Genomic DNA, 23,731 nt, shown 5'->3' on the forward strand with positions numbered 1-23,731 from the left:
CGATATACCGCAATTCGAGCCAGCGCAACGCCGGCTGGCCTCGTCAACTCTTCTGCAAGGCGACATGGACGCCAAGCCCGACCAGCACCGCGCCGCCGGCTCGCTGCATCATGCGCTGGGCGCTGCTGGAGCGGCGCAGCCTGCCGATCACGGCACCAGCCAGGAACACGCAGACGATATCGGCCGAGGAGAACATCAGGTTGACTGTCGTGCCCAGCACGACGAATTGCAGCCAGACCGGGAATGCGGCAGAGGCATCGATGAACTGGGGCAGGAAGGCCATGAAGAAGATCGCGGTCTTCGGATTGAGCACCTCGACGGCGATGCTCTCGAAAAAGGCGCGGCAAGCCGATTTCCGCTCGATCGCCGGCAGTGCCATGTCGCCTTCCGCGCGTTTGCGGAACAGCGCCACACCGAGCCAGATTAGGTAGAGCGCGCCGACGAGCTTGACCGCCATGTAGAGCGGCGGCACGGCGTGGAAAAGCACGGACAGGCCGGCGGCAGCGGCAAAGACGTGAACATAGCCGCCCAGATGAATGCCGAGCGCCGCAGTCAGGCCGGACCAGCGGCCGCGCGCCATCGTCTGCGCGGCGGCATAGAGCATGGCCGGGCCTGGAATATAGGCGAAGATCGCCGTGGTGGCGAAAAACGCGACGAGCAGCTCTGTCGACGGCATTCCTGGTCCCTCATGATCGCGCCCGGCGGCGCGAGCCGACTGAAGCGGCAGCTTTGCGGCGCCACTGTGGCGCGCTGCCCCGCGCAGGGCAATCGCGGACGGGTCCACCCCTCGATTGTTCTTGCGGATCCCAGTGCCGCCCGGCAACGCTGCTTTGTCGACAGCTTCGCAAGCCTCCCTTATAAGGACCGGAATCGCGAGCAACCAGAGGCGTTCATGATCATCGTCACGGGCGGCGCCGGCATGATCGGCTCCAACATCGTCGCCGCGCTCAATTCGGAGGGCCACGACGACATTTTGGTCGTCGACGACCTGAGCGATGGCCACAAGATCGCCAACCTTGCTGACTTGCGGATCGCCGACTATCTCGACAAGGACGATTTCCTGGCCCGCCTCGAGGACGGCGGGCTCGGCCGCATCGAGGCCGTCTTCCATCAGGGCGCCTGCTCGACCACCACCGAATGGAACGGCAAGTTCATGATGGAGGTGAACTACGCCTATTCGAAGCGGCTGCTGCATGCCTGCCTGGCGCTGCGCGTGCCCTTCCTCTACGCCTCCTCGGCATCGGTCTATGGCGGCGGCTCCGAGTTCCGCGAGGACGCGGAGCTTGAGCGGCCGCTCAACGTCTACGCCTATTCAAAAAAGCTGTTCGATGACTATGTCAGGCGCAATGTCTTCGATACCGATCATTCGCAGGTCGCGGGCCTGCGCTACTTCAACGTCTATGGGCCGCGCGAGGCGCACAAGGACGCCATGGCCTCGGTCGCCTTTCATCTGTTCAACCAGGTCGGGCGTGGCGAGAATCCAAAGCTGTTCGGCGCCCATGACGGCTTTGGCCCCGGCGAGCAAAGCCGCGACTTCATTCATGTCGGCGATGTCGCCGATGTCAATCTGTGGCTGTGGAAGCGCGGCGCGAGCGGCATCTTCAACTGCGGCACCGGCCGGGCGCAACCCTTCCGCGCCATTGCCGAAACCGTCATCGACACGCTGGGCAAGGGCGAGATCGAGTACATCCCCTTTCCCGACCACCTCAAGGGCAGCTACCAGAGCTTCACGCAAGCTGATATGTCGCGTCTGCGCGCGGCCGGTTACAACGGGCAATTCCGCAGCGTCGAAACCGGCGTCAGAGACTATGTCGAATGGCTGAAAGCCCAGCGATCCTCGTGATCGGCCCACGCTGGGTGGGCGATATGGTGATGGCGCAGTGCCTGTTCTCGGCGCTGAAGGAGCTTCATCCAAATGCGGCGATCGACGTGCTGGCGCCAGCCTGGGCGGCCCCTTTGGTCAAGCGTATGCCTGAGGTCCGCCAGCAGATCGATTTCCCGCTGAAACCCGGCGCGCTCGAATTCGCACATCGGCGCCGCTTCGGCCGCCTGCTGCGCGGCCGTTACGACAGCGCCTATATCCTGCCGGGCAGTTGGAAGTCGGCGCTGATCCCGTTCTTTGCCCGCATTCCGCGGCGTTTCGGCCATCTCAGGGAAATGCGCTACGGCCTGTTGACCGACATCGTTCCGCTGCCGGAGGCCGTGAAACGGCGCACGGCGCAGGCCTATTTCGGCCTTGCACAGGGTGGCGATTTCCGGGCACCTCATCTGACGGTGGACGCCAATAACCAGGCCACCCTGCTCGACCTTTTCGGCCTGGGGCCGCAGAAATTCGTGGCGCTGATGCCAGGTGCCGAGTTCGGCCCGGCCAAGCGCTGGCCGAGCGAACACTATGCCGGGCTTGCCCGGGAGTTCATGGCCAGAAGGTTCAAGGTCGCGCTGTTCGGGTCGAAGAACGACCGCGACGTGACCGCGGAGATCGCAGCCCTCGCTCCTGGCGTGGTCGACCTGGCCGGCCAGACGCGGCTGGAGGACGCCATCGACCTGATCGCGGCCGCCGGGCTGGCGGTCTCCAACGACAGCGGGCTGATGCATGTTGCGGCGGCGGTCGGCACGCCGGTTGTCGCCGTCTATGGTTCGACCTCGCCACAGAATACGCCGCCGCTGGCCGAACGGCGCGAACTGGTCTGGCTCGGCCTCTCCTGCTCGCCTTGCCACCGCAAGATCTGTCCGCTCGGCCACCTCAATTGCCTGAAGACGCTCGAGGTCGCACGGGTCATGGCGGCGGCGGACCGCCTGCTGGACATCCCGGCCTCCGCATGAAGGTGCTGATCGTCAAGACCTCGTCGATGGGCGATGTCATCCACACTTTTCCGGCGCTCCAGGATGCGCGCCGCGCACGGCCCGATATTGCCTTCGACTGGTGCGTCGAGGAGGCTTTCGCCGGCATCGTCGCGCTGCACCCCGCAGTCGGAACCATCCACACGGTCGCCATCCGGCGTTGGCGAAAACATCTCTTCGACAAGGCCACCTGGCGCGAGGCGACCGCCTTGCGACGCGCCTTGCGTGCGTGCCGCTATGATCTGGTCATCGATGCGCAAGGCCTGTTGAAATCGGCGCTGGTGGCCAGGCAGGCGAAGGCGCCGATCGCCGGCTTCGACCGCTCAAGCGCGCGCGAGCCTTCGGCAACGCTGCTTTACGACGTCGGCCACGCCGTCCCCCGCAACCTGCACGCCATCGAGCGGACGCGACGGCTTTTCGGGCAGGCGTTGGGCTACCGGCCCGATCTTTCGATACTGGATTCGGGCATTGTGCCGCCGCCCGGCAATCTGACCGGCATAGCCGGCAACACGGCCTTCCTGCTGCACGGCACCAGCCGCGAGGACAAGAAGTGGCCTGTTGAAGACTGGATCGAAACCGGCCGCCTGCTGGTTGAGCGCGGCATGACGCCGGTCACGACCTGGTCGGACGAGCGCGAACAGGCGGTGGCTGAAGCGATCGCCCGGGCAGTTCCATCGACGAGCATCGTGCCAAAATCACCATTGGCCGACATCGCGGCGATCCTGGGCAGCTCGAGGCTGGTAATCGGCGCCGATACGGGGCTCACGCATCTCGCCAGCGCCTTCGGCCTGCCGACGGTCGCGGTGTTTTTAGCCACGGAGCCGGGTTTGACCGGCCCGCGCGGCCCCTATGCATCGACGCTGCAGGCCGCGCCCGGTGAGCGAGTGTCTTCCGCGAGGGTGGTGGCTGAGGCTGAGAGGCTGCTGGAGCACCAGACGCATGGTCAGGCCGGCGCTGGCAAGAACTGATCTATTCAATCGGAAAGCTGGCGCTGCCCCTCATCGCCCTGCCGGGGAGAAGGACACCTTCACCGATGACTGCGCCAATTTTAAGCGTTTGCAGAATAGACGCCGACTTCGCGTTCAGCCGTCTTCTCCCCGTCACTATACGGGGAGAAGGTGCCGGCAGGCGGATGAGGGGCGGCGCCAACCTTGGCTAAAAACGCGCAGATCAGCGCCCCTCGAACCCCTTAGATAAACTGCACCTGGACGATCTCGTATCCCCTTGCACCACCCGGCGCGTTGACCTCGATGGCGTCGCCGACTTCCTTGCCGATGAGCGCCCGCGCGATCGGCGAGGAGATCGAGATGCGGCCGGACTTCACGTCCGCCTCCTGATCGCCGACGATCTGGTAGGTCTTCTTCTCCTCGGTGTCCTCGTCGACCAGCACCACGGTGGCGCCGAACTTGACCTTGTCGCCGCTGAGCTTGGTGACATCGATGACTTCGGCCCGGGCGATGAGATCCTCGAGCTCGTTGACACGGCCCTCATTGAGGCTCTGTGCCTCTTTGGCGGCATGGTATTCGGCATTTTCGGATAGGTCGCCGTGCGAGCGCGCTTCGGAGATCGCCTCGATGATGCGCGGCCGCTCCTCCTGCTGGCGCCAGCGCAGTTCTTCCTTCAATGACGCGAACCCCTCGCCTGTCATCGGGACCTTGTTCATGATACCTGACCTTTCCTGCCGCCACCCCCGCATTTCGGGGAAAGCCTTATCGATGGTGCAAAAAGAAAACGGTCCGGCAGCCTCGGGCTAACGGAACCGTTCACCGCAATTTCCCTGAATATAGCAATCTTTGCGGGCTTTTCACGCCCAAAAATCGGTTTCTGAAGAAATCATCACCGTTTTCGCGCGCGCCGTCGCAGGAGCCGGCATGGCAACAAAAAACCGGCCGTGATTGCTCGCGGCCGGTTCGAAAAGGCATTGAGGGGGGTCAGCTCCTCATGAAATGGTCGATCTGTTCGGCCAGCATGCCGTATTCGCGTGAACCCTTGCCGGTTCGCTTTTCGATCTCCATCAGCTGTTGCTGGGCGCCGGCCAGGTCGCCGATCTGGAGATGGGCTTCGCCGAGATATTCGCGCACCAGCGTGTAGTTGGGATCGATGCGCAGCGCTTCCTCGTAATAGCCGAGGCCAACGGCGACGCGGCCGGAATGGCGGTGCGAATAGCCGAGATAGTTGAGGATGCGCGGGTCCTGCTTGTTGGCGGCGAGGCTGAGCACGGCGATCGCCTCGTCATAGCGGCCGGCCATCGCCAGGTCATGCCCGGCATCATAGATGCTGTCGTCGTCCAGCATGCCTTCCTGGGGTGCGACGCACTTGTTCTTCTTCTTGTCCCAGACCATGCCTTTCTTGCATTTGGTGGTCGTACTGGTGTCGTCACCGCTGCCTGCGGCAAACACCGGAACGGCAAGGAACTGCAGAGCGAGAAGCGCGCTCGCCGCCTGGATCAGCACTCTTTTATGCATCGGAGCCTCCTGGAGGGTGAGAATGCAACACTAACGCAGCGTGTCGGCGGTTTCATCCCGGAAAAAAGCAAGGGGCTAACATGAGGTGACGGATGCTCGAAATCCGCTATCATCGGCGGCGATGAAAGCTGAGCCAGCGGAGACCGCCAGTGCAGCGACGGCTTGAAAAGAACTGGGATTTGACGATCGGGCCCGACACCGTGCGGCTGTTCATCCTCAAATGCAAGGCGTTGAGCGCCGCGATCAATGAAGACTATGCCGACGGCGCCGAACACGAAATCGAGTTCGATGGAAACACCCGTGACAATCATCATCATGACGGACTCGCCGAGGAAAGCTCGGAAAACCTGACCGAAGAGGAACTGCGCGAGCTGATCAACGACCTCAATGTCGACGAGGCGGCCGAGCTCGTCGCACTCGCTTGGGTCGGCCGTGGCGACTACGATGCCTCGGAATGGGCCGACGCCGTCGCCGCCGCGCGCGAGCGCGCCAACAAGCACACGGCCAAATACCTGCTCGGCTTGCCGTTGCTCGCCGATTGGCTGGAGGAAGGGCTGGAAGCGATCGGTGCGTAACGCGCCGGTAATCGATTGTGATCGGGCCTAAGCGCCTTCCAGGCAACTTCGAGCATCCCGGCACCGTTTCGAGGCGATGGCAACACTGAGCTTTTCCCGAAAATACAGGATTGCATTGGTCATGGTCGTGACAGCACTGCTGGTGACGCCGGCCGATGCCAGGCATCGTCACAGGCATCACGAGCCGCTTTCACCACGGGTGGAACAGCCGCTGACGCCGCGGGTTGACCGGCAGCTGAAACCGCGCGGCGAAAGGCATCGCAAGCCGAAGCCGGCACGGCAGAGGACGCAAAATCCGAAGCCGGTACGTGCGGATGTCCCCATGCCTGAACCGCGCCCCGCTGACGCGCCAGAACCGAACACGCAAAATCCAGCCGCAACATCCGACCGGTTTCAGGAGGAAGGATCCCCTCGGAAGCAACAAGCCCGGCCCGAGCCGCCAGCCGATGCGAAAGGCGAACCGGAGCCGCCAGCCGTGGCGCCGACGCCGACACAAAGGCCTGAGACTGCGGAACCGGAGGTTGAGCCGCCGGCCCTCGCCCCGCCACCGCCGCCAAAGCCGGCGGACGCGGACAAAAAGGAGATGCTTCCCGATCCGCGTTCGGCTGACCTGCCAGAGGCGAAAATGCCTGCCGAGGAAGTCGCCTGCCGCGAGCGGCTGAGGGGTCTCGGTGTCGAATTCGAGGAGCACAAGGCTGAAAGCGATCGCGATATCGGCTGTTCGATCCCCTATCCCCTGGTGCTGAAGAGCCTTGGCAAGTCGATCGCCATTACCCCGGGCGCCGAGCTCAATTGCGCAATGGCCGAGGCGGCGGCACGCTTTGCCGGCAACGTCATCCAGCCGACGGCGAAAGCCGAATTCGGCGCCGACCTGAAATCGATCGGCCAGGCATCGGCCTTTGTGTGCCGGCCACGCAACGGCACGCGCAAACTGTCCGAACATGCCTTCGGCAATGCGCTCGATATTGCCAGCTTCACACTTGCGGACGGCAGGACGATCGAGGTCGGCCCGGCGCCACCGGACAAGGACGCCAAATTCCTCGACGCGGTGCGCAAGGCCGCCTGCGGGCCGTTCAAGACCGTGCTGGGCCCGGGCAGCGATGCCGATCATTCGCTGCATTTGCACCTCGACCTCGAGCCGCGCCGCCACGGCGGTACCTTCTGCCAGTAGGGCCGGCTCAGAAGCGATGCCGCAATTCGGCCGCAGGCATGAACGCCGGCGCTGATTTTTCCTTTACCGTTGATCGTTAAAATCCCGCCTATCGGGAAAGGGACTGCCGATGGACGGGATATTTCGTGCCGCGCTGGCGCTTGCGCGGCAATCGAAACGCGCGCGCGCCGCGGCCGGCGGGCTGGCCGCCCTGCTTGCGCTGGCCGCGGTGTCGGCCTGCAACACCGGCAACGTGCTGGCACTGGAGCCAGCCGTCGATGTCGGCGCGCAGACCGCGGCCGTGCCGCAATATTCAGGCATGCAGCGGCTGGTTCCTTCCAATCCCTACATGACGCAGGCCGCCTATCCACGCATGGACGAGCCGATGTCGCCGGTCGAGCAGATGCCGGCCAGCGAGACCGACTGCCGTCAGCAGCTGAGGCGCCTTGGCGTCACCTTCACCGACCTGGCGCCGATCCATGAAGGCCAGTGCGGCATCGACTATCCGGTGAAGGTTTCGGCCATCGGCAGCGTCGAGATGAAGCCCGCCGCGACGCTGACCTGCGACATGGCCGCCAGCTTCGCCGCGTGGACGAAGAACGAGCTCGTTCCTTCCGCCCGCTGGCGCTACTTCTCCGGCGTCAGGACCATCCACCAGGGTTCCAGCTATTCCTGCCGCAACATCGCCGGCGAAGGCGTGCTGTCGGAACACGGCAAGGGCAACGCGCTCGACGTGATGAGCATCGAACTCAACAATGGCGACGACATCGACGTGCGCAAGCCCGGCCTGTTCGCCTTCCGCACCCGCGGCTTCCTCAACAATGTGCGCGCCGACGGCTGCCAGTATTTCACCACCGTGCTCGGCCCCGGCTACAACTACGACCACCGCAACCATTTCCACTTCGACATCAAGAACCGCAAGAGCGGCTATCGCGCCTGCCGCTGATCCCTTTGCCTGGCGGCGGCTTCGCCGCCTACAGTGACGTCGTAGAACTCGAGCGGCATCGATGAGCCAAAGAAGCTTCCGACGACGCGCTGCGACCTGGCTGGTGTTGCTCCTGGCGACCTATCTGGTGCTGGCCTATGTCGCCGCGCCGGAATTCTGGACGTTTCGCGATCGCGGCTTTCGCAGCCAAAGCTTCGAGATGGTGACGCACACCCCGCAAGGCATTCCGGGCGACCCGATCAATGTCGGCCTGATCGGCACGCAAAAGGAGGTTGTCCATGCCTTCGCCGTCGCTGGCTGGGACACGGCCGACGCCATCACATTGAGGACAGCGATCGACATCGGCGAAAGCGTCTTGTTTTCGCGCCCCTATCCGGACGCGCCGGTGAGCCGGCTGCTGTTCGAAGGTCGCGCCCAGGATCTTGCCTTCGAGAAGCCGGTAGGTGGCAGCGCCGACCGCCGTCACCATGTGCGCTTCTGGCAGACTGATGCCACCGGCGACGATGGCCGTCCGCTGTGGCTGGGCTCGGCCAGTTTCGACCGTGGCGTGGGCCTGAGCCACGACACCGGCGCCATCACCCATCATATCGGCCCCGACATCGACGCCGAACGCGACTTTCTTATGCAGGATTTGACCGCCGCCGGAATGCTGATCTCAACCAGCGACCTGGAAGGCATCGGCGCCACCACGCACGGGCGCAATGGCGGCGGCGACCCCTATTTCACCGACGGCAAGGCCGTGCTCGGCGTGCTGAAGCAACTGCCGTGATGCCTGAAGTCAGCTCGTGGCGACCACGACCTTGCCGAACGGTCCCTTCTCCAGATGCTGGAAGGCCTGCTCCACCTCCTCGAAGCCGAAGACCTTGTCGACCACCGGCCGGATACCGAGCACCTCGATCGCCTGGTTCATCCGCTCGAAGGCGCGGCGATGACCGATCGATATCCCTTGCACGACGATGCGATTGCGCAGGAACGGCACGATCGGAAAGCTGAGTTCCATCGAGCCCAGCAGGCCGATGACCGACAGGCGGCCGTCGGCGGCCAGGGCATCGAGCGATCGCCGCGCATTGTCGCCGCCGACCATCTCCAGGATATGGTTGACGCCGGTTCCACCCGTCAGGTCACGCGCGGCTTCGTCCCATGCCGGCTGGGTGCGGTAGTTGATCACTTGCCAGGCGCCGAGTTTCCTGGCCCGTTCGAGCTTGTCGTCGCTGCTCGAGGTGACGATGGCGCGCAGGCCGAAAGCGGCCGCGAATTGCAGTGCAAACAGCGACACGCCGCCGGTACCCTGGATAAGAATGGTCTGGCCGGGCACCGGCTTCGTCGCCTCCGCCAAGGCAAACCACGCCGTCAGCGCCGCGATCGGCAGCGTCGATGCCTCGGCGTCGCTGAGCGAAGGCGGCGCCAGCACGACGGCATCCTCGTGAAGCAGCACGTAATCGGACAAGGTGCCGGGCAGTGACAATCCCAGCGTGTGCTGGTGAAGCACCGGCGGCGCATCGCCGTCAGGCCAGTCGGCGATCACTTGGCCCAGCACGCGTTGCCCGGCCTGGAAGCGGCTGACGCCGCCGCCGACCGCCACGACCTCGCCCACCGCATCCGATGTCGGCACGAAGGGAAAGACGAGGTCCGGGATCAGCACCCCGTCTAGGATCATTCGATCCTTGTAATTCAGCGATATGGCCTTGATCCGCACCAGCAGCTCATGAGGCCTGGGGGCGGGTACCTTTCCCTGCGCCGGTTGCAGCTTGGACAGGCCAAAACCGGTCATTTGCCAGGATCTGTTGATGTCTCTGTTCATCTCGTCTGCTCCGGATTGAGTTGCTGGCGAGATCTTTACGTCATTCCACTATGGAAAAAAGCGCTTCTATGCGGCATAATTGGAAACGAATTGAAGATCATTATTCTACAATAGGGGCACAGCCATGGAATCCGCCGATCTGCAGGGCATTGTCGCCTTCGTTCAAACGATCGAAGCCGGCAGCTTCACCAGTGCGGGAGAACGGCTGCGCGTGACGAAATCGGCGGTCGGCAAATCGATCGCACAGCTGGAGCATCGGCTTGGGGTGCGTCTGCTCAATCGCACCACCCGCAGCCTGAGCCCGACAAGCGAAGGCCTCAGCTATTACGAAGCCTGCGTCAGGGCGCTGTCCGAAATCGAAGCCGCCCAGTCGCTGCTTGCCTCGCACCGGCAGGTGCCCTCGGGCCGGCTTCGGGTCGATTTGCCGTCGGCCTTCGGCCAGCGCTGCGTTGCCCCAGTTTTGTTCGACATTTCCAAGCGCTTCCCCGATCTGGCGATGGAGATCTCCTTCAACGACCGTCGCGTCGATCTCATCGAAGAAGGCATCGACCTGGCAGTTCGCATGGGCGAGCTCGACGACAGCCTGTCGCTCGCGGCGCGGCGGCTCTATGTCCAACGCTCGTGCGTATTGGCCGCCCCCGCCTACCTCGAGGAGCACGGCAGGCCGCGAACGATCGAGGAGCTCGCCGCTCATAAGCTGATCGGCTACACCCGTAACGGCGTCGCCCATCCCTGGACCATAAGGCACGCCGACGGCCAAATCGGAAAGTTCACACCGCGGGCAAGGCTGGTCCTCGACAATGGCGAGCCGATGCTCGACGCCGCCCTTGCCGGCTGCGGCATCACCTTCCTGCCGACATGGTTGGCGGCGGACAGCCTCAGGAGCGGTGCGCTCGAAATGGTGCTGTCGGACCGCCTCGTCGAAAACATTGCCGTCCACGCCGTTTGGCCGGTGACGCGAGCAGTGACGCCGAAGGTCCGCGTCGTCGTCGATGCGCTGGTCGAGCATTTTTCGGCGCCGCCCTGGGATGCCGCCTGACGGGGCCGCATGCGCTGTCATCTTCCTGAAAACGGCTGCTGACTATTTTCCAATCCAGCACGGCAATGCTATTGACCCCTGATGCTATATGTTGAAATCGCCACCGTGGTCGTCCTCATCTGCGTGAACGGCCTTCTGGCAATGTCCGAGCTTGCCATCGTCTCGTCGCGGCCGGCCCGCCTCAAGGCAATGATCGATCGCGAGGTCAAGGGCGCCGGCCGGGCGCTTGCGCTTGGCTCCAACCCCGGCAAGTTCCTGTCCTCGGTGCAGATCGGCATCACCCTGGTCGGCGTGCTGTCCGGCGCCTTTTCCGGCGCCACGCTCGGCGAAAGGCTGGCGCAGTTCCTGGCCTCGAACGGCATCCGCGAAAACATCGCCGATCCGCTCGGCGTCGGCATCGTCGTGGCCGTCATCACCTATGCCTCGCTGATCATCGGTGAGCTCGTGCCCAAGCAGATCGCACTGCGCGATCCCGAGCGGGTCGCCGTGCGGGCTGCCCCGGCCATGACCGTCCTCGCCACCGTCTCGGCGCCGCTGGTCTTCCTGCTCGATATTTCGGGCCGGGCCGTGCTTTGGTTGCTCGGCCAGCGCGGCGAAAGCGAGGAGAAGGTCACCGACGAGGAGATCAAGATGCTGGTCGCCGAGGCCGAGCATCACGGCACCATCGAATCCGACGAGCGCCGCATGATCGCCGGCGTCATGCGGCTTGGCGACCGCGCCGTGCGCGCCGTCATGACGCCGCGCACCGAGGTCGACTGGATGAACCTCCAGTCCGACGATGCCACCATCCGCAAGCTCCTGATGGATACGCAGCATTCGCGCTTGCCCGCCGGCGACGGCGGCGTCGACGCCATGATCGGTGTCGTCCAGACACGTGATGTGCTGGCGGCATTGCTGGGCGGCCGCGCGCTCGACCCGCGTCGGCACGTGCGCACCGCGCCCATCGTGCACGATCAGGCCGACGCGCTCGACGTGCTGCAGACGCTGAAGGAATCCGACGTGCCGATGGCGCTGGTGCACGACGAATACGGCCATTTCGAAGGCATCGTCACCCCCGCCGACATCCTGGAGGCCATCACCGGTGTCTTCCGTTCCGACCTCGAAGCCGGCGAGGAGGAGAATGCCGTCAAGCGCGACGACGGCTCATGGCTGCTTGCCGGCTATATGCAGGCCGACGAGATGGCCGAGGTGCTGGGCATCGACCTGCCGGAAAACCGCGACTACGAGACCGTCGCCGGCTATGTGCTGTCACACATGCACCATCTGCCGGCGACCGGCGAATGCGTCGACGCGCAAGGGTGGCGCTTCGAGGTGGTCGATCTCGACGGCCGCCGCATCGACAAGCTGATCGCCACGCGCCTGCCCAGCGGCCACCGCGAAGTGGTGCGCTGACTTTTCCAACGTTGCCTCGGGCCAAGAGCGGCCATGGGCATCGGCCGATCGATCTACCGGTCCGCGCCTACTGCTCCGTGAAGGCGCGGGCGAACGAATCGAGCATCGGCCGCGCGAGATATTCCAGGAAAGTCCGGTCGCCAGTGCTGATGAACGCCTCGACCGGCGTCCCGGGATAGAGCTGTTCGGGCTTCACGCGGGATGGCAGGGCGTCGATCTTCAGCTTCGCCCGGAAATAGGGTTCACGCGTAGCCTCGTCGATCAGCCGATCCGCGGAAACCTGTGTCACGGTGGCTGGAACCTCGGGCGTGAGCCGCGTGTTCAAGGCGGACAATCGCAGTTTCGCCGGCTGGCCGACGCGCACCTGATCGATGTCCTTCGGCCGCAGCTTCGCGTCGACGACCAATCCCGATGCCGTCGGCAGGATCTCCATGATCTTTTCGCCCGGGGCAACTACGCTGCCCTTGGAATTGTAGGTCGACGACACCACGATGCCCGCTGCCGGCGCCTTGATTGTCGTGCGCCGCAGCACCGCCGCGGCCGCCCTGATCTGTTCCTCGACGTCGGCCAGGTTGGAGCGAACCTCGTCCAACTTCGTCAGCGCCTCCTCCACCCGTTGCGTGGTCAAGCGCTCGGTCTGCTCCTGCGCCTCGACGATCTGGGTGCTGGCCGATGCAAGACTGGCCTCCAGCGCTCCCGCCTGGCCGACGAGGTCGGCTTCGCTGCGCAGAAGCTGGGAGTATTCGGTGCGGTTGGTCAGGCCTTTGTCCAAAAGGCTGGTCTTGATGCCGAGCTCCTTTTTCACCACGTCTACCTGCTGCTGGATGGCTTGTTTCTGGGCGTTCAATCCCACCACGGACTGGCGATGCATGGCGACCCGCTGCGCGAGGATGGATCGTTCCGACCGGAACCGGGCGAGCCTGGCGTCGAATTCCTTCTGCTGTTCGCGAACCAGCATTTCGAAATCGTGCTGAAGCGGCGCCGGCGCCGCTGTTGTGATCGGCGCCAGCCTGTCCAGCCCGTCCCGCTCCGCCTCTAGCCGCGCCGCACTTGCCCTGAGCGCGATCGACTGCCTCGTCAGCCGGTTGAGCTCGGCCTGCGCGGCGGTTGGATCCAGCACGATCAGATCCTGCGCCTGCCGCACGCGATCGCCTTCGTGGACCAGCAACTCTTGGACGATGCCGCCCTCGGGGTGCTGGATGAGGATGTTCCCGCCCATCGCCGAGATCGTGCCTTGCGTGATCACCGCACCGGACAAGGGGGCATAGGCCGCCCAATAACCGAAGCAACCTGCAAATATCGCTATCGCCGCATAGCCGGCCAATGCCACGCGCCCTGTGTCGGTGCGCGGGCTGCGTTCCCCGGCGAGGCTGTGCACTGCCATCATCTACGATCCAAAGCGGGTTTTTTGCGGGGCACTGCGGATCGTCGTGGCGAACGACCCCGTCACCACCGTATTCTGCTGGGGAGAATTGCCGGCGAGCGGCTGTCGCAGCAAATCGCCGCTCGGGCCGAAGGCTTCGATCACGCCGTCGCGCAGCAGCATCACGCGGTCGCAGGCCGCTGCGATCGAAGGGCGGTGCGTGATCACGATCAAGGTAGTCCCTGCCGCGCGCGCAGCCGAGAGCACCGCTTCGAGCGCCGCCTCGCCGGCGCCGTCGAGATGAGCGTTGGGCTCGTCCAGGACGAGAATTCTGGGGTTGCCGTACAGGGCGCGCGCCAGCCCGATCCTTTGGCGCTCGCCGCCCGACAGCGCCCTGTCAGAGAGACCGATCATCGTCTGGTAGCCGTCGCGCTGCGTCAAAATCAGTTCATGGGCCTGGGCACGCTTTGCCGCCTCGACGATCGAGGCGTCATCCGCGTCGGGGTCGAAGCGGCCGACGTTCTCCGCGATCGATCCCGGGAACAGTTCCACCTCCTGCGCGAGATAGCCGATATGCCTTCCAAGCTGCTTTTCGTCCCAGGTCCTGAGATCGGCACCGTCGATCCTGACCGAGCCGCTGACCGGTTGGAGCGCACCGACAAGCAATCTGGCGAGCGTCGATTTGCCGGCTCCGCTCGGGCCGACGATCGCCACCGCCTCGCAGGCCCCGATGTGGAAATTCAGCCTCTTGACGATGGGCGGACCGCCGGGCGTATTCGGCGCGACGTAGATCAGATCCTGCGCCGAAATCGCGCCTGACGGATCAGGCAAGGCCAGTTTTTGCACCGCGGACGGACGTGCCGAAAGGGTTGCCTCCAGCCGTTTCCACGATCGTCTGGCGTCGACGATCTGCCGCCACGAGCCGATCAGTTGGTCGAGCGGCTGCAGCGCGCGCGACGATACCAGGGAAGACGCGAATATCATCCCGGCCGTCATCTTGCCTTGCAGGACCAGCCACGCACCCACGCCCAGTATCGCCAGCTGCAGCATCATCCGCACCGCCCGCGACGTTCCGCTGAAGATCGCATTAGCCGTCGACGCGCGGTCGTGAACGATCAGCGCTTCGGCGACGTGCTTTCCCCACGCCCGCGCGGCGTTCTGGACCATGCCCATGGCGCGCAGCGTCTCGGCGTCGCGGGCAAAGGCCTGCTCCGACTGGCTGGCGACCGCCGAACGTCGTGAAAACAAGGCGTCGTTCCTGCCGATGGCAAGCTGGGTTGCCAGGACCAGTGCAAGCAGCATCGCCACGCCAGCCAGGGTGAGCCAGAACAGCACGGGATGGATCAGGTAGAGCAGTCCGAGGAAGAACGGAGCAAACGGCAGGTCGAACAGGACCGCCACGCCGCGCGACCTGATGAAGGCGCATACCGAGGCGAGATCACGCAATGGCGACAGGCCTGCGGAGGCGTGGTCGGCGCCAAGCGAAGCGGCGAACGTCTCCGCCCCGAGCTTGCTGTCGATGCTGGCCGCGACGCGCTGCGTGTAAATGGAGCGCACCGCGTCCAGAAAGCCCAGAAAGACCAGCGCGAGAACCGCGATGACCGACAGGTAGACAAGCGTCTCGACATTGGAGGAAGGCAGGACCCGATCATACACCTGCAACAGATAGAGCGGGATCACCAGCAGCAGGACGTTGATCAGCAACGAGAAAACGCCGACATCGGCGATGGCGCGCCACAAGACCGCCCGCAGACCTGACTGTCCCATCGTTCCCGCGCTCCCTTGGCGGCTCATGTCCCGAGACATCGGCGCTCAGACCGAGTGGTCGCCCGCAACGTCCAGGGGGTGGTGCTGCAGGTCATCCAGCGTATAGGCGCGGATATAGTCGATCTTCATCTCCGCCGGCGTGGCGAGATGGTCGGGAGGCGCGCCGGCAAAACCGCCGACGGCTAGATCGGCCAGCATGTACATGGGCGTGTGCATGTCGGACGGCGCCGCGGCTTCGGCGACCTTTACGCCGTCATAGGTCCAGACGAGCGTATCCGGTGTCCACAGCAGGCCATAGGTATGGAAGCCGTCGGTGTCCGAAACATTCACCGAGGAAGAGACCTTGGTGTGCTGTCCCGTCTCGTTCGTGTGCGCCGTCATGATGAGCGTGTTCGGATCCTGCCCGCGCGCTTCCAGGACGTCCAGTTCCGGCGGCCACGAGCCGTCTTCCGGCAGCAGCCAGAAGGCCGGCCAGGCTCCGGCCGTTTCGGGCAGGTCCGCCCGCATTTCGAAATAGCCGTAGGTTTGCGAGAAGCTTTCGTGGGTCGTCAGGATGCCCGAAGTGTATTCGTAATTGTTGATCAGTGGCTTGATGTCTGCCGGCGCTTGCGCCGCGGTGATGGTGAGGACCCCGTTTTCCACGCTGAACGGGTGGACGGAACTGGTCGGGCCGTAATTGGCGTCGATGTACCATTGCAACTCCCCATTGCTGCTCAACGTGCTTCCGTTCGGCGCTCCCCACCAGAAATTGGAATTCCAGGTGCCGTTATGGCCGTTCCAAAGGCTGAGCGTGTTGAAGTCGTCGGAAAAGGACAGCGTCATTCCGGACTTGTCGATCGGCAGTTCGAACTGGCTGGGCGCCAGCTTGTCCACCGTCGTGTTGTTGAAGACCAGCACCTCGTCGGATCCGAGGTTCAGCAGAAGGTTCGCTCCTGCCTGGGTCATATGTGCCTTGACGTCGTCGAAAGACATGAAGTCGTAGCCATTGAGGCGGACCGTGTCGTCCGCGCCGAAATCGGTGATCAGGTCGCTTCCATTGCCCTTGGTGATGATGAAAGTGTCGGCGCCGCTGCCGCCGATCAGCACGTCGTTGCCCTGACCGCCATCCAGCGTCTGATGGCCCGAGCCGCCCTTGATGATGTTGTCCAACGCATTTCCGAACGCATAGCGATTGTTGCCGGTGACGACGAGATTCTCGAAATTGTCGGGGAGCTTGTAGCTCATCCATGTGTCGATCGTGTCGATGCCAGCCCCGGGATCCTCCACCACCTTGTTGTTGGTGGAATAGAGGTGATAGTAGTCGCCGCCCGCGCCGCCATAGATGGTGACGTTGACGCTGGCGTCCCCCCAGAAGGAGTCGTTGCCGGAGGTGCCGTGCAATTCCGGCCCGGATCCGGTCGCCGAGAACCAATGGGTGGACGTGCCCGTGTAGGGGAGAGGGATGCCTTTGGCGTTCACGACGGTGCTCATCAGGAAATCCTTTCCTCGCGCCTGTTCAGGTCATTCGAAACGGCAACCGCTTAAGGAGCAACGTTGCCATGCACGATGTCGTTCCAGGAGCTTGCCACACAGTTCAGCATTACATCGACTGTTGGGTGACATTTTTCGAAACGAAAGCACTAGAGGCCAAGAAATGGTCTATAAATCGTAATGAAGTCAGTAAAACTTTTAATAAAATTTTCGCTTATACCGAGAAAACGGCGATATACTTGCTGCCACGCCTGGCGTAGGTCACAAAAAAGCGATTCCGGCTTTCTGGCGGGCCGTAACATTGCCGCTCTGGAGCGATGGGCGAATTCGAGGGCTGGCGCATCGAGCGAGGGAACAGGCCTCGGGCCGGCGGCGCAGTGCCTGCTATTTGTCGCAGGGGAACACCGTCAAACCGCGGCTTCGATCGGTTCGGAAAGCTTCGGGTTCGAGCGCGAGGCGATCAGGCAGCTGGCCACGATGAGGCCCGCTCCCGCCAGCGTGGTCCAGGTCACCGCCTCGTCGAAGAAGAACCACCCAAGCGCGATCGCCCAGATAAAGGCGGAGTATTCGGTCGGGATCAGATATTGCGCTTCGGCGCGCGCGTAGGCCCAGCTCATCAGGAATTGGCCGGCGAGCGAAAGCGCCGTCACCCCGGCGAGAGGAAGCCAGAGCTCGCTTGGCAGCGCAATGGCAAGCCAGGGTGCCGCGAGACCGAGGATGATGGCAACGCAAAGGTTTTGGAACAGCATGATTTCGATCGGCTTGGCCAGCAGCGCCTGTTGCCGCGCAAGGATCAGGTTGTAGGCGTAGAACACCGTCGATACCAGCACGGCGGCCGTGCCGAGCAGGGCATCCTCGGCATAGGTCGCATGCCCGAACTGCCCGGCTATTATGATTGCGACACCGGCAATGCCGGCCAGCGATGCCCAGATCGCCTGCCGTTGTATCCGTTCGCCCAACAACAGCGCGGCCAGCAGGAGCGCAAACAGCGGCGCCACGAAACTGAGGCCGATCGCCTCCGCCAGCGGCAGCCTGGCAAGCCCCCAGAAGAACGACAGCAAGACAATGCCGACAACAACGGCACGCAGCGCATGCAGCCTCAACACGGAAAGGGCGGGAAATGAACGCGACCCTGCCGACCAGCCGGCGCCCGCGACCACGGTCGCCAGCATGCTGCGCCATAGCACCGTGTTGTAGACGCCCACGGCAATGACTAGAACCTTCATCGCCGCATCCATCCCCGACAGAAGGAAGATGCCGAGCGCGCACACCAGCACCGGGATCATGGGGGAAACGACGCCTGCCAGGCTGGATGACTTCACGGGGCTTTGCTCATGTGATGGATCGCGCCGGATATATCAGGGCAGAACGGCCGAGCCAGATGGCAGCTCCGCACACATGGAGGGCCAACCCGTATCGGTCCGGCATCGCGCGAAAGCAACCTTCACAGCTCCAAGCCTCAGCCCAGATACCATGCTGAATCCGCTGTCTTGCTCACTTCCGCTGCCCCGAACGCCGATGAAAACAGATGAACTTCCAAGCTTGGCCGGCGTTCCCCGCGCATGATGCGGAAACTCTTCGTGTTTGGTACCTTGAAGAAAGGCTTTCCCCTTCACGGCGAGGGTTTGTCCGAAGCCGCATTTCTGGGCGCCTACAGGACGCGAGAGCGCTTCCCGATGCTGATCGCTGGACCTCGCTTCGCTCCGATGATGTTCAATGAACCAGGCGTCGGCTTCCAGGTCGGCGGCGAACTCTACGCCGTGGACGATCGCGCCTTGGCAAACCTCGACAGGATCGAATCCGTTGGCAAGCCCGGAAATTTGCGCGTGCTGATCGAAGCAGAGCCTGTCGATGGCGGGCCGCCTGTCTCGGCATACGTCTACATGAAATCCCGGCATCTCGCCGCGCCGATCCACTCCCGATATCTCAAAGACTACAATGATCGGCGCTTCGCGCTTTCATGGGGTGGCTAGAACAACTCCAGGAAACGTGTATGGCGTTTCCCGCCCGGTTCGGCTTTTCTGCGACGCCAAGTGGTTTCACCTCGCCACTGATGCTCCAGCACGTTTTAGCGCCAAGGGATTTTGAGCTAAGGTGACGCATCACCGATACGGCATAGAGCATTCTCATGACTGAACGTACCGGCGCCGGAGACAGCAACACGGCAGTCGCAAGCGATCCTGCCGACGACGATCCTCGCCTGGCATTTATCTATCAGGAGGCGGTGCGAGGCCTCAATCATCAGCAGAATCTCGTCGAGAACATGAACACGCGCGCGGGCAGCCTCATCTTCGCCACCGCGTTTGTAAACTCGTTGCTTGGCGCAAGGGCGCTTTCCGACGGGCTCGGGCTCTGGGATTGGATCGCAGTGGCCCTGCTGTTCGGCATCGGCGGACTGATCGTCTTCCTGCTTTGGCCCTATCACAAATACACGTTCCGCTTCGATCCGGAAGAGCTGCTCCATCACTATGTCGATGGCGACAGGCCGCTGAAGATATCGGCCATGCAGCGCGCGCTTGCCCTTCGCATCAAGGCGGACATGGCCAGCAACTGGCGCATCATCCAGCGGCTTCGGGTAGCATTGCAGATCGCGCTGGTTCTTTTGTTGTTCGATATCCTCGCCTGGCTGTTCGCGATCGCGGGCGTTTGACACGCACGATTTTGGGCCGAAGGCTATTTCCATCCCCAGCGGATTGCCCGGCAGCCCGACACTAAGGCATCAGCACGACCTTGCCGATCGAGCGGTGCTCTTCGAGCAGGCGATGCGCCTCGCCGGCTTGGTCGAGCGGAAAGCGCCCGCCAGTCGTGACGACAATGTCGCCGCTGGCAGCCAGATCGAAAAGCTCCGAAAGGCTCGCTCTCAGCACCCCAGGGGACAACAGCGGGAGCAGCGCGAAGCCCTTCAACGACTGATTCCTGCCGATCATCGCCTCAAGCCGGGCAACGCCAAGCGCATAGCGGCCAAGTGCTGCAAACACGAGCTCGCCACCGGGCGCCAGGATATCGAGGAAGTCCCCGGTCATCGTTCCGCCGACGGTGTCATAGATCGTATCGAGACCACCCTGCGCGGCGTCTCTGGTTTCGGCCACCCAGTCTCCGGAATGACGATCGATGGCGATGTCGGCACCGTGCGACATGGCGACGTCGAGCTTGGCCTTGCCGCCGGCGAGCCCAATGACCCGGCGCGCGCCTTGGCGCTTCGCCAACTGGACGAGCAACGAACCGACCCCGCCCGCGGCGGCGGGAACCAAAACCGTCCTGTTCGCCGGCGGACTTTGCCGCAACAGATGAAAGGCGGTCAGCCCCTGCACCATCAACGCCGTCGCCTCCTCGAACGAAAGCGGATACGGCAGGGGCACTGCCAAGCCTGCGTCGATCGTCACATACTCGGCATAGCCGCCAAAGGGGCGTGTCGAGGCAAACAAAGGCGCCGCGATCCGGGTCCCGATCAGCGTATCGTCCGCCCCTTGCCCGACGGCCTCCACGACCCCCGCCGCCTCGACGCCGGGAACCATCGGCAATTGCGGCGTGACCGCATAACGATCCGCGCGCATCAGCACCTCGAAGAAGTTGATGCCGGCGGCATGAACGCGGATCAGCACCTCGCCGGCCTGCGGCTCCGGTGTCGGCAGGTCGACAGTCTCCAGCACCTCGGGGCCGCCGAAACGGCTGAATTGTGCGGCTTTCATGGCAAACTCCGATCGCTATGGCATCGGCCGCGGTTTGCCACTATCTGCGAGACCTCGACTACACACTCATTTGTCCCCTGCTGACCAGGTGGTGACCATGGCGGGAATAACCAAGAGACTGCCGATGCTGCCGGCGGAGCGCGCCCTGAAAGTGATCGCAGGGCGCTGGAAGGCGGTCATCCTCTACCATCTCTTCGACGGCCCAAGGCGGCTGACCGCACTCAAGGCGCTGATGCCGGGCATCACCCAGAAAGTGCTGATCCAGCAGCTCCGCGAAATGGAGGAGCACGGTCTCGTCAGCCGCGAAATCTTCGCCGAAGTTCCGTCGCGCGTCGAATATTCCGCCACGCCGCTCGGCCTCAGCCTCGAGCCCATCCTGCTGGCGCTGTGCCAATGGGGCCAGCACCACGCCGACGAACTGAACGAAAAGCATCGCCTTGCCGACTGCGTCATCCGGCCACGACCAGGGCGGGACGAGCAAGCAGCCTTTCGCAATTGAAAAGGGCGGCGCAAGCGCCGCCCCACATCCTTGGGAGGATGATTTCGAGGCGGTCAGGCCGCCTTGATTTCCTCGTCTATGGCGTCGGCCTGGCGCGCGGTCTTGAGCGCCTTGGCCCACCAGGCGACGTCGTTGACGAGCGCGGTCGCGGCCTGGTTCAGGTGCTCGATCTCCTCGAGCTTCTTCTCGCCCTGGCGCACCGCGAGGAAATCGCCCCAGGCGATATGGACGGCCGACTTGACCGGCGCCATCTGCAATTCGACCGCGTGGAGGCGCAGCTGCTCGACAGCGCGGGCACCGCCGACGCTGCCATAGCCGACGAAGCCGGCCGGCTTCTTGTTCCATTCATTGGCGGCGTAGTCGATGGCGTTCTTCAGCACGGCCGTCGGGCCGTGATTGTACTCGGCGGCGGTGAAGATGAAGCCGTCATATTCGGCGACCTTCTTCTGCCAGCGCTGCGCCACCTCGTTGGTCGATGGCACCCAGGCGGAGGATGCGACCTCATCGAAGAAGGGCATCGGGAAATCGCGCAGGTCAACGACATCGACCTCGATATCGGCATGCGATTTGGCGATCTTGGCGATCCATTGGGTGGGCACGTCGGCGAAGCGCGCGGCGCGTGTCGAACCGACGATGATGGCGATCTTGGGTTTGGACATAGGGGCTCTCCTGGTAAGCAATTCCTGGGCAGGTAAGACTGGTATCGTTTGGATACCGGGGCTATATGAGTTCCTGTCAACTTCATGCGCAAGGAGGCACCTTTTTGTTACTGAGGAACCCGCACAACACCGAAGACTGCCGTGCCGTTTCGGAAATCCTGCAGCGCGTCGGCGACAAGTGGACCGTGCTCGTCGTCGGCAAGCTCGGCGACGGACCGCTGCGCTTCAATGAGCTGCGCGCGGCTGTCGGCGGCATCTCGCAGAAGATGCTGACCACCACCTTGCGAGGGCTGGAACGCGACGGTTTCGTCACCCGCACCGTGTTCCCGACCATTCCGCCGCGCGTCGACTACGAGCTGACCGAACTCGGCCATGAACTGCTGGTCCCCGTCAGCGCGCTCGGCGAATGGGCGCGCAGGAACACCACGCGCGTGCGGGCCGCACGTGCGAAATTCGATGGCCTGCATGGCTGAAATTCTACAGTCGTTCAGCAATCATTGACTGATTGTCTTCGTGTCCGCACCGCCGCCGCAGGGCTGAAAGACAGTTTCACAGCGGTCCCAGGCTTTAGCTTTCGGCCGGAACGGCCTTCGGCTTGCCCTCGCCGTCCAGCGCCACCATGACGAAATCGGCGTGCGTGACCTTTTCCATCAGGTCGGAGAGATAGCGCTGCGCCCAGGCCTCGACCTTGAGCGTCATCGAGGTGCGGCCGACGCGCTCGACATGGGTGTAGATGCACAGCGTATCGCCGATCTTCATCGGCTTGGCGAAGGACATCTCCTTGACCGCCGCCGTCACCACGCGGCCCTTGGCGCGCTCGGCGGCGCGGATGCCGCAGGCCAGGTCCATCTGCGCCATCACCCAGCCGCCGAAAATGTCGCCGGCGGCATTGGCGTCCGAAGGCATGGCCAGCGTGCGCAGCGTCAGATCGCCGATCGGCCGCCCGTCCGCGTAATGCACCATGCGAGTTATCCCCAGAGATTGACTGCCCTGATCCCGTATCGTCAAGGCGCCAACGCGTCAACGCGAGACGATCGCGATCCACGGCTCGGACCTTCATTTCGAGTCCCCCCGCAAGGGCTCGCGGCCTTCTAGAAATAGCGCTCGAGGTTCGCTCGAATGCGATCCAGAACAGTATGCCCGGAAACGTCGGGGACGAACGTCTTGCCGGTGATGGCCTCGTAAGCCTGCGCATAGACTTTGGAGGCCTGTTCGACGATCTCATCCGGGATTTCCGGAATAGGCTCCCTGTAGGGATCGCAGCGCGCCGTCACCCACGATCGGATGAAATCCTTGTCGAAACTTTCCGGCCGAGTGCCGTTCGCCAGGGCCTGTTCGTAACTCCCGGCGATCCAGTACCGGCTGCTGTCGGGCGTGTGGATTTCGTCGGCCAGGATGATCGTCCTGTTTTGGTCGATGCCGAATTCGTATTTCGTGTCGGCGAGGATCAGGCCGCGTTCGGCGGCACGCGCCTGGCCGCGGGCGAACAGGTTCAAGGCGTAATCCGAGACGGTGTCCCACTGCGCCTGGGTGAGCAGGCCCTGTTCGATGATCTCGGTCCTGGACAGCGGCTCGTCATGGCCGCCATGCGCGGCCTTGCTGGTCGGCGTGATGATCGGTTCGGCCAGCTTCTCATTGTCGCGCAGGCCGTCCGGCAGCCGCATGCCATACATGTCCCGTTCGCCGCGACGATAGCGGGTCAGGATCGAGGTGCTGGTGGTGCCCGCCAGATAGCCGCGCACGACGATCTCGACCGGCAGGATGTCGAGCCTGGTGCCGACGACGACATTCGGGTCGGGATATTCGAGAACATGGTTCGGGCAGATATCGGCGGTTTCCTCGAACCAGTAGCGCGCCGTCTGCGTCAGGACCTCGCCCTTGAACGGGATCGAGGTCAGGATGGTGTCGAAGGCGCTGAGGCGGTCTGTGGCGATGATGATGCGCCTCCCGTCCGGGAGGTCGTAATTCTCGCGGACCTTGCCCTTGTAGTGACCCGGCAGTTCGGGAATGAAAGCATCCGACAGGACACGCATGGGATCTCCTGCCTTGCGCAGATTGGCCGATGTCCTCGCATA

The 23,731-nt window shown here is 63.6% G+C and carries 25 protein-coding genes; 13 read left to right on the plus strand and 12 right to left on the minus strand.

Annotation, left to right across the window (positions count from 1 at the left end; translation table 11 throughout):
• Positions 1-43: 43 nt before the first annotated feature.
• Positions 44-676 (minus strand): LysE family translocator, encoded by a 633-nt coding sequence (locus tag FJ973_RS12505; RefSeq protein ID WP_140524876.1) that lies wholly within the window; start codon positions 674-676, stop codon positions 44-46.
• Positions 677-892: 216 nt separating this feature from the next.
• Here FJ973_RS12505 and rfaD point away from each other — a divergent pair, with 216 nt between their 5' ends.
• From rfaD to waaC, 3 genes are read left to right on the plus strand one after another with little or no spacing between them, the layout of a single operon-like run.
• A complete protein-coding gene (gene rfaD / locus FJ973_RS12510; protein WP_140495962.1) occupies positions 893-1,843 on the plus strand; it encodes an ADP-glyceromanno-heptose 6-epimerase in 951 nt (316 codons plus the stop codon).
• Complete coding sequence (waaF, locus tag FJ973_RS12515; protein WP_140556032.1) at positions 1,816-2,823, plus strand: lipopolysaccharide heptosyltransferase II; 1,008 nt, start codon at positions 1,816-1,818, stop codon at positions 2,821-2,823. The genes rfaD and waaF overlap by 28 nt, the downstream gene beginning before the upstream one ends.
• Positions 2,820-3,809 (plus strand): lipopolysaccharide heptosyltransferase I, encoded by a 990-nt coding sequence (gene waaC, locus FJ973_RS12520; protein WP_140556034.1) that lies wholly within the window; start codon positions 2,820-2,822, stop codon positions 3,807-3,809. The genes waaF and waaC overlap by 4 nt, the downstream gene beginning before the upstream one ends.
• 221 nt (positions 3,810-4,030) lie before the next feature.
• Here the strand turns inward: waaC and greA are convergent, their stop codons facing one another.
• Both greA and FJ973_RS12530 read right to left on the minus strand, forming a co-directional pair.
• Positions 4,031-4,504: a transcription elongation factor GreA gene (gene greA, locus FJ973_RS12525; protein ID WP_008877613.1), complete on the minus strand. Its 474-nt coding sequence runs from the start codon at positions 4,502-4,504 to the stop codon at positions 4,031-4,033.
• A 268-nt stretch (positions 4,505-4,772) separates the two neighbouring features.
• Positions 4,773-5,306 carry a tetratricopeptide repeat protein gene (locus FJ973_RS12530; protein ID WP_140495965.1) on the minus strand — a complete coding sequence of 178 codons (534 nt, stop codon included), beginning with the start codon at positions 5,304-5,306 and terminating at the stop codon, positions 4,773-4,775.
• Positions 5,307-5,455: 149 nt separating this feature from the next.
• Here FJ973_RS12530 and FJ973_RS12535 point away from each other — a divergent pair, with 149 nt between their 5' ends.
• The 4 genes from FJ973_RS12535 to FJ973_RS12550 all read left to right on the plus strand — a co-directional run bounded on the left by FJ973_RS12535 (position 5,456) and on the right by FJ973_RS12550 (position 8,746).
• The gene (locus tag FJ973_RS12535; protein WP_140524880.1) at positions 5,456-5,881 is read left to right on the plus strand and encodes a DUF3775 domain-containing protein; all 426 of its coding nucleotides are present in this window, start codon (positions 5,456-5,458) and stop codon (positions 5,879-5,881) included.
• A gap of 625 nt (positions 5,882-6,506) precedes the next feature.
• Positions 6,507-7,052, plus strand: a complete 546-nt coding sequence (locus FJ973_RS31380; RefSeq protein WP_224684619.1) for an extensin family protein — start codon at positions 6,507-6,509, stop codon at positions 7,050-7,052.
• Between the two features lie 109 nt (positions 7,053-7,161).
• Positions 7,162-7,977 (plus strand): extensin family protein, encoded by an 816-nt coding sequence (locus FJ973_RS12545; RefSeq protein WP_140495967.1) that lies wholly within the window; start codon positions 7,162-7,164, stop codon positions 7,975-7,977.
• Positions 7,978-8,038: 61 nt separating this feature from the next.
• Positions 8,039-8,746: an LssY C-terminal domain-containing protein gene (locus tag FJ973_RS12550; protein WP_140516822.1), complete on the plus strand. Its 708-nt coding sequence runs from the start codon at positions 8,039-8,041 to the stop codon at positions 8,744-8,746.
• Between the two features lie 9 nt (positions 8,747-8,755).
• Here FJ973_RS12550 and FJ973_RS12555 read toward each other — a convergent pair whose 3' ends face one another.
• A complete protein-coding gene (locus FJ973_RS12555) occupies positions 8,756-9,778 on the minus strand; it encodes an NAD(P)-dependent alcohol dehydrogenase (RefSeq protein WP_140556036.1) in 1,023 nt (340 codons plus the stop codon).
• Between the two features lie 124 nt (positions 9,779-9,902).
• Between FJ973_RS12555 and FJ973_RS12560 the strand changes: the two genes are divergently transcribed.
• Together FJ973_RS12560 and FJ973_RS12565 are read left to right on the plus strand one after the other, a co-directional pair.
• Positions 9,903-10,817 (plus strand): LysR family transcriptional regulator, encoded by a 915-nt coding sequence (locus FJ973_RS12560; protein WP_140556038.1) that lies wholly within the window; start codon positions 9,903-9,905, stop codon positions 10,815-10,817.
• Between the two features lie 81 nt (positions 10,818-10,898).
• The gene (locus FJ973_RS12565; protein WP_140556040.1) at positions 10,899-12,209 is read left to right on the plus strand and encodes a hemolysin family protein; all 1,311 of its coding nucleotides are present in this window, start codon (positions 10,899-10,901) and stop codon (positions 12,207-12,209) included.
• A gap of 67 nt (positions 12,210-12,276) precedes the next feature.
• On the opposite strand, the gene FJ973_RS12570 is transcribed toward FJ973_RS12565, so the two are convergent.
• The 4 genes from FJ973_RS12570 to FJ973_RS12585 all read right to left on the minus strand — a co-directional run bounded on the left by FJ973_RS12570 (position 12,277) and on the right by FJ973_RS12585 (position 18,095).
• Positions 12,277-13,593, minus strand: coding sequence for an HlyD family type I secretion periplasmic adaptor subunit (locus FJ973_RS12570; RefSeq protein WP_140556041.1), 1,317 nt, complete (start codon positions 13,591-13,593; stop codon positions 12,277-12,279).
• 3 nt (positions 13,594-13,596) lie between these two features.
• Entirely contained in the window at positions 13,597-15,339 is a 1,743-nt protein-coding gene (locus FJ973_RS12575; RefSeq protein ID WP_140556043.1) for a type I secretion system permease/ATPase, read from the minus strand.
• Between the two features lie 45 nt (positions 15,340-15,384).
• Positions 15,385-16,809, minus strand: coding sequence for a family 16 glycosylhydrolase (locus FJ973_RS12580; RefSeq protein ID WP_140556045.1), 1,425 nt, complete (start codon positions 16,807-16,809; stop codon positions 15,385-15,387).
• Between the two features lie 407 nt (positions 16,810-17,216).
• A complete protein-coding gene (locus FJ973_RS12585) occupies positions 17,217-18,095 on the minus strand; it encodes a DMT family transporter (RefSeq protein WP_140556201.1) in 879 nt (292 codons plus the stop codon).
• 294 nt (positions 18,096-18,389) lie between these two features.
• Between FJ973_RS12585 and FJ973_RS12590 the strand changes: the two genes are divergently transcribed.
• Both FJ973_RS12590 and FJ973_RS12595 read left to right on the plus strand, forming a co-directional pair.
• Positions 18,390-18,782: a gamma-glutamylcyclotransferase family protein gene (locus FJ973_RS12590; protein ID WP_246674162.1), complete on the plus strand. Its 393-nt coding sequence runs from the start codon at positions 18,390-18,392 to the stop codon at positions 18,780-18,782.
• A 155-nt stretch (positions 18,783-18,937) separates the two neighbouring features.
• Positions 18,938-19,459 (plus strand): hypothetical protein, encoded by a 522-nt coding sequence (locus FJ973_RS12595; RefSeq protein WP_181170898.1) that lies wholly within the window; start codon positions 18,938-18,940, stop codon positions 19,457-19,459.
• A 61-nt stretch (positions 19,460-19,520) separates the two neighbouring features.
• Here the strand turns inward: FJ973_RS12595 and FJ973_RS12600 are convergent, their stop codons facing one another.
• Positions 19,521-20,498: a zinc-binding dehydrogenase gene (locus tag FJ973_RS12600; RefSeq protein WP_140556046.1), complete on the minus strand. Its 978-nt coding sequence runs from the start codon at positions 20,496-20,498 to the stop codon at positions 19,521-19,523.
• A 97-nt stretch (positions 20,499-20,595) separates the two neighbouring features.
• Between FJ973_RS12600 and FJ973_RS12605 the strand changes: the two genes are divergently transcribed.
• Entirely contained in the window at positions 20,596-20,997 is a 402-nt protein-coding gene (locus FJ973_RS12605) for a helix-turn-helix domain-containing protein (RefSeq protein WP_140495976.1), read from the plus strand.
• A gap of 53 nt (positions 20,998-21,050) precedes the next feature.
• Here FJ973_RS12605 and FJ973_RS12610 read toward each other — a convergent pair whose 3' ends face one another.
• Positions 21,051-21,656, minus strand: a complete 606-nt coding sequence (locus FJ973_RS12610) for an NADPH-dependent FMN reductase (RefSeq protein WP_140495977.1) — start codon at positions 21,654-21,656, stop codon at positions 21,051-21,053.
• Between the two features lie 104 nt (positions 21,657-21,760).
• On the opposite strand from FJ973_RS12610, the gene FJ973_RS12615 reads away from it, so the two are divergent.
• The gene (locus FJ973_RS12615) at positions 21,761-22,129 is read left to right on the plus strand and encodes a helix-turn-helix domain-containing protein (protein WP_181165214.1); all 369 of its coding nucleotides are present in this window, start codon (positions 21,761-21,763) and stop codon (positions 22,127-22,129) included.
• Positions 22,130-22,223: 94 nt separating this feature from the next.
• Here the strand turns inward: FJ973_RS12615 and FJ973_RS12620 are convergent, their stop codons facing one another.
• Positions 22,224-22,619 (minus strand): acyl-CoA thioesterase, encoded by a 396-nt coding sequence (locus FJ973_RS12620; RefSeq protein ID WP_091579483.1) that lies wholly within the window; start codon positions 22,617-22,619, stop codon positions 22,224-22,226.
• Between the two features lie 128 nt (positions 22,620-22,747).
• A complete protein-coding gene (locus tag FJ973_RS12625; protein WP_140556048.1) occupies positions 22,748-23,689 on the minus strand; it encodes a phosphoribosylaminoimidazolesuccinocarboxamide synthase in 942 nt (313 codons plus the stop codon).
• Positions 23,690-23,731: the final 42 nt, after the last annotated feature.

It is taken from the genome of Mesorhizobium sp. B2-1-3 (assembly GCF_006442495.1).
In the GTDB taxonomy this organism is placed as follows: domain Bacteria; phylum Pseudomonadota; class Alphaproteobacteria; order Rhizobiales; family Rhizobiaceae; genus Mesorhizobium.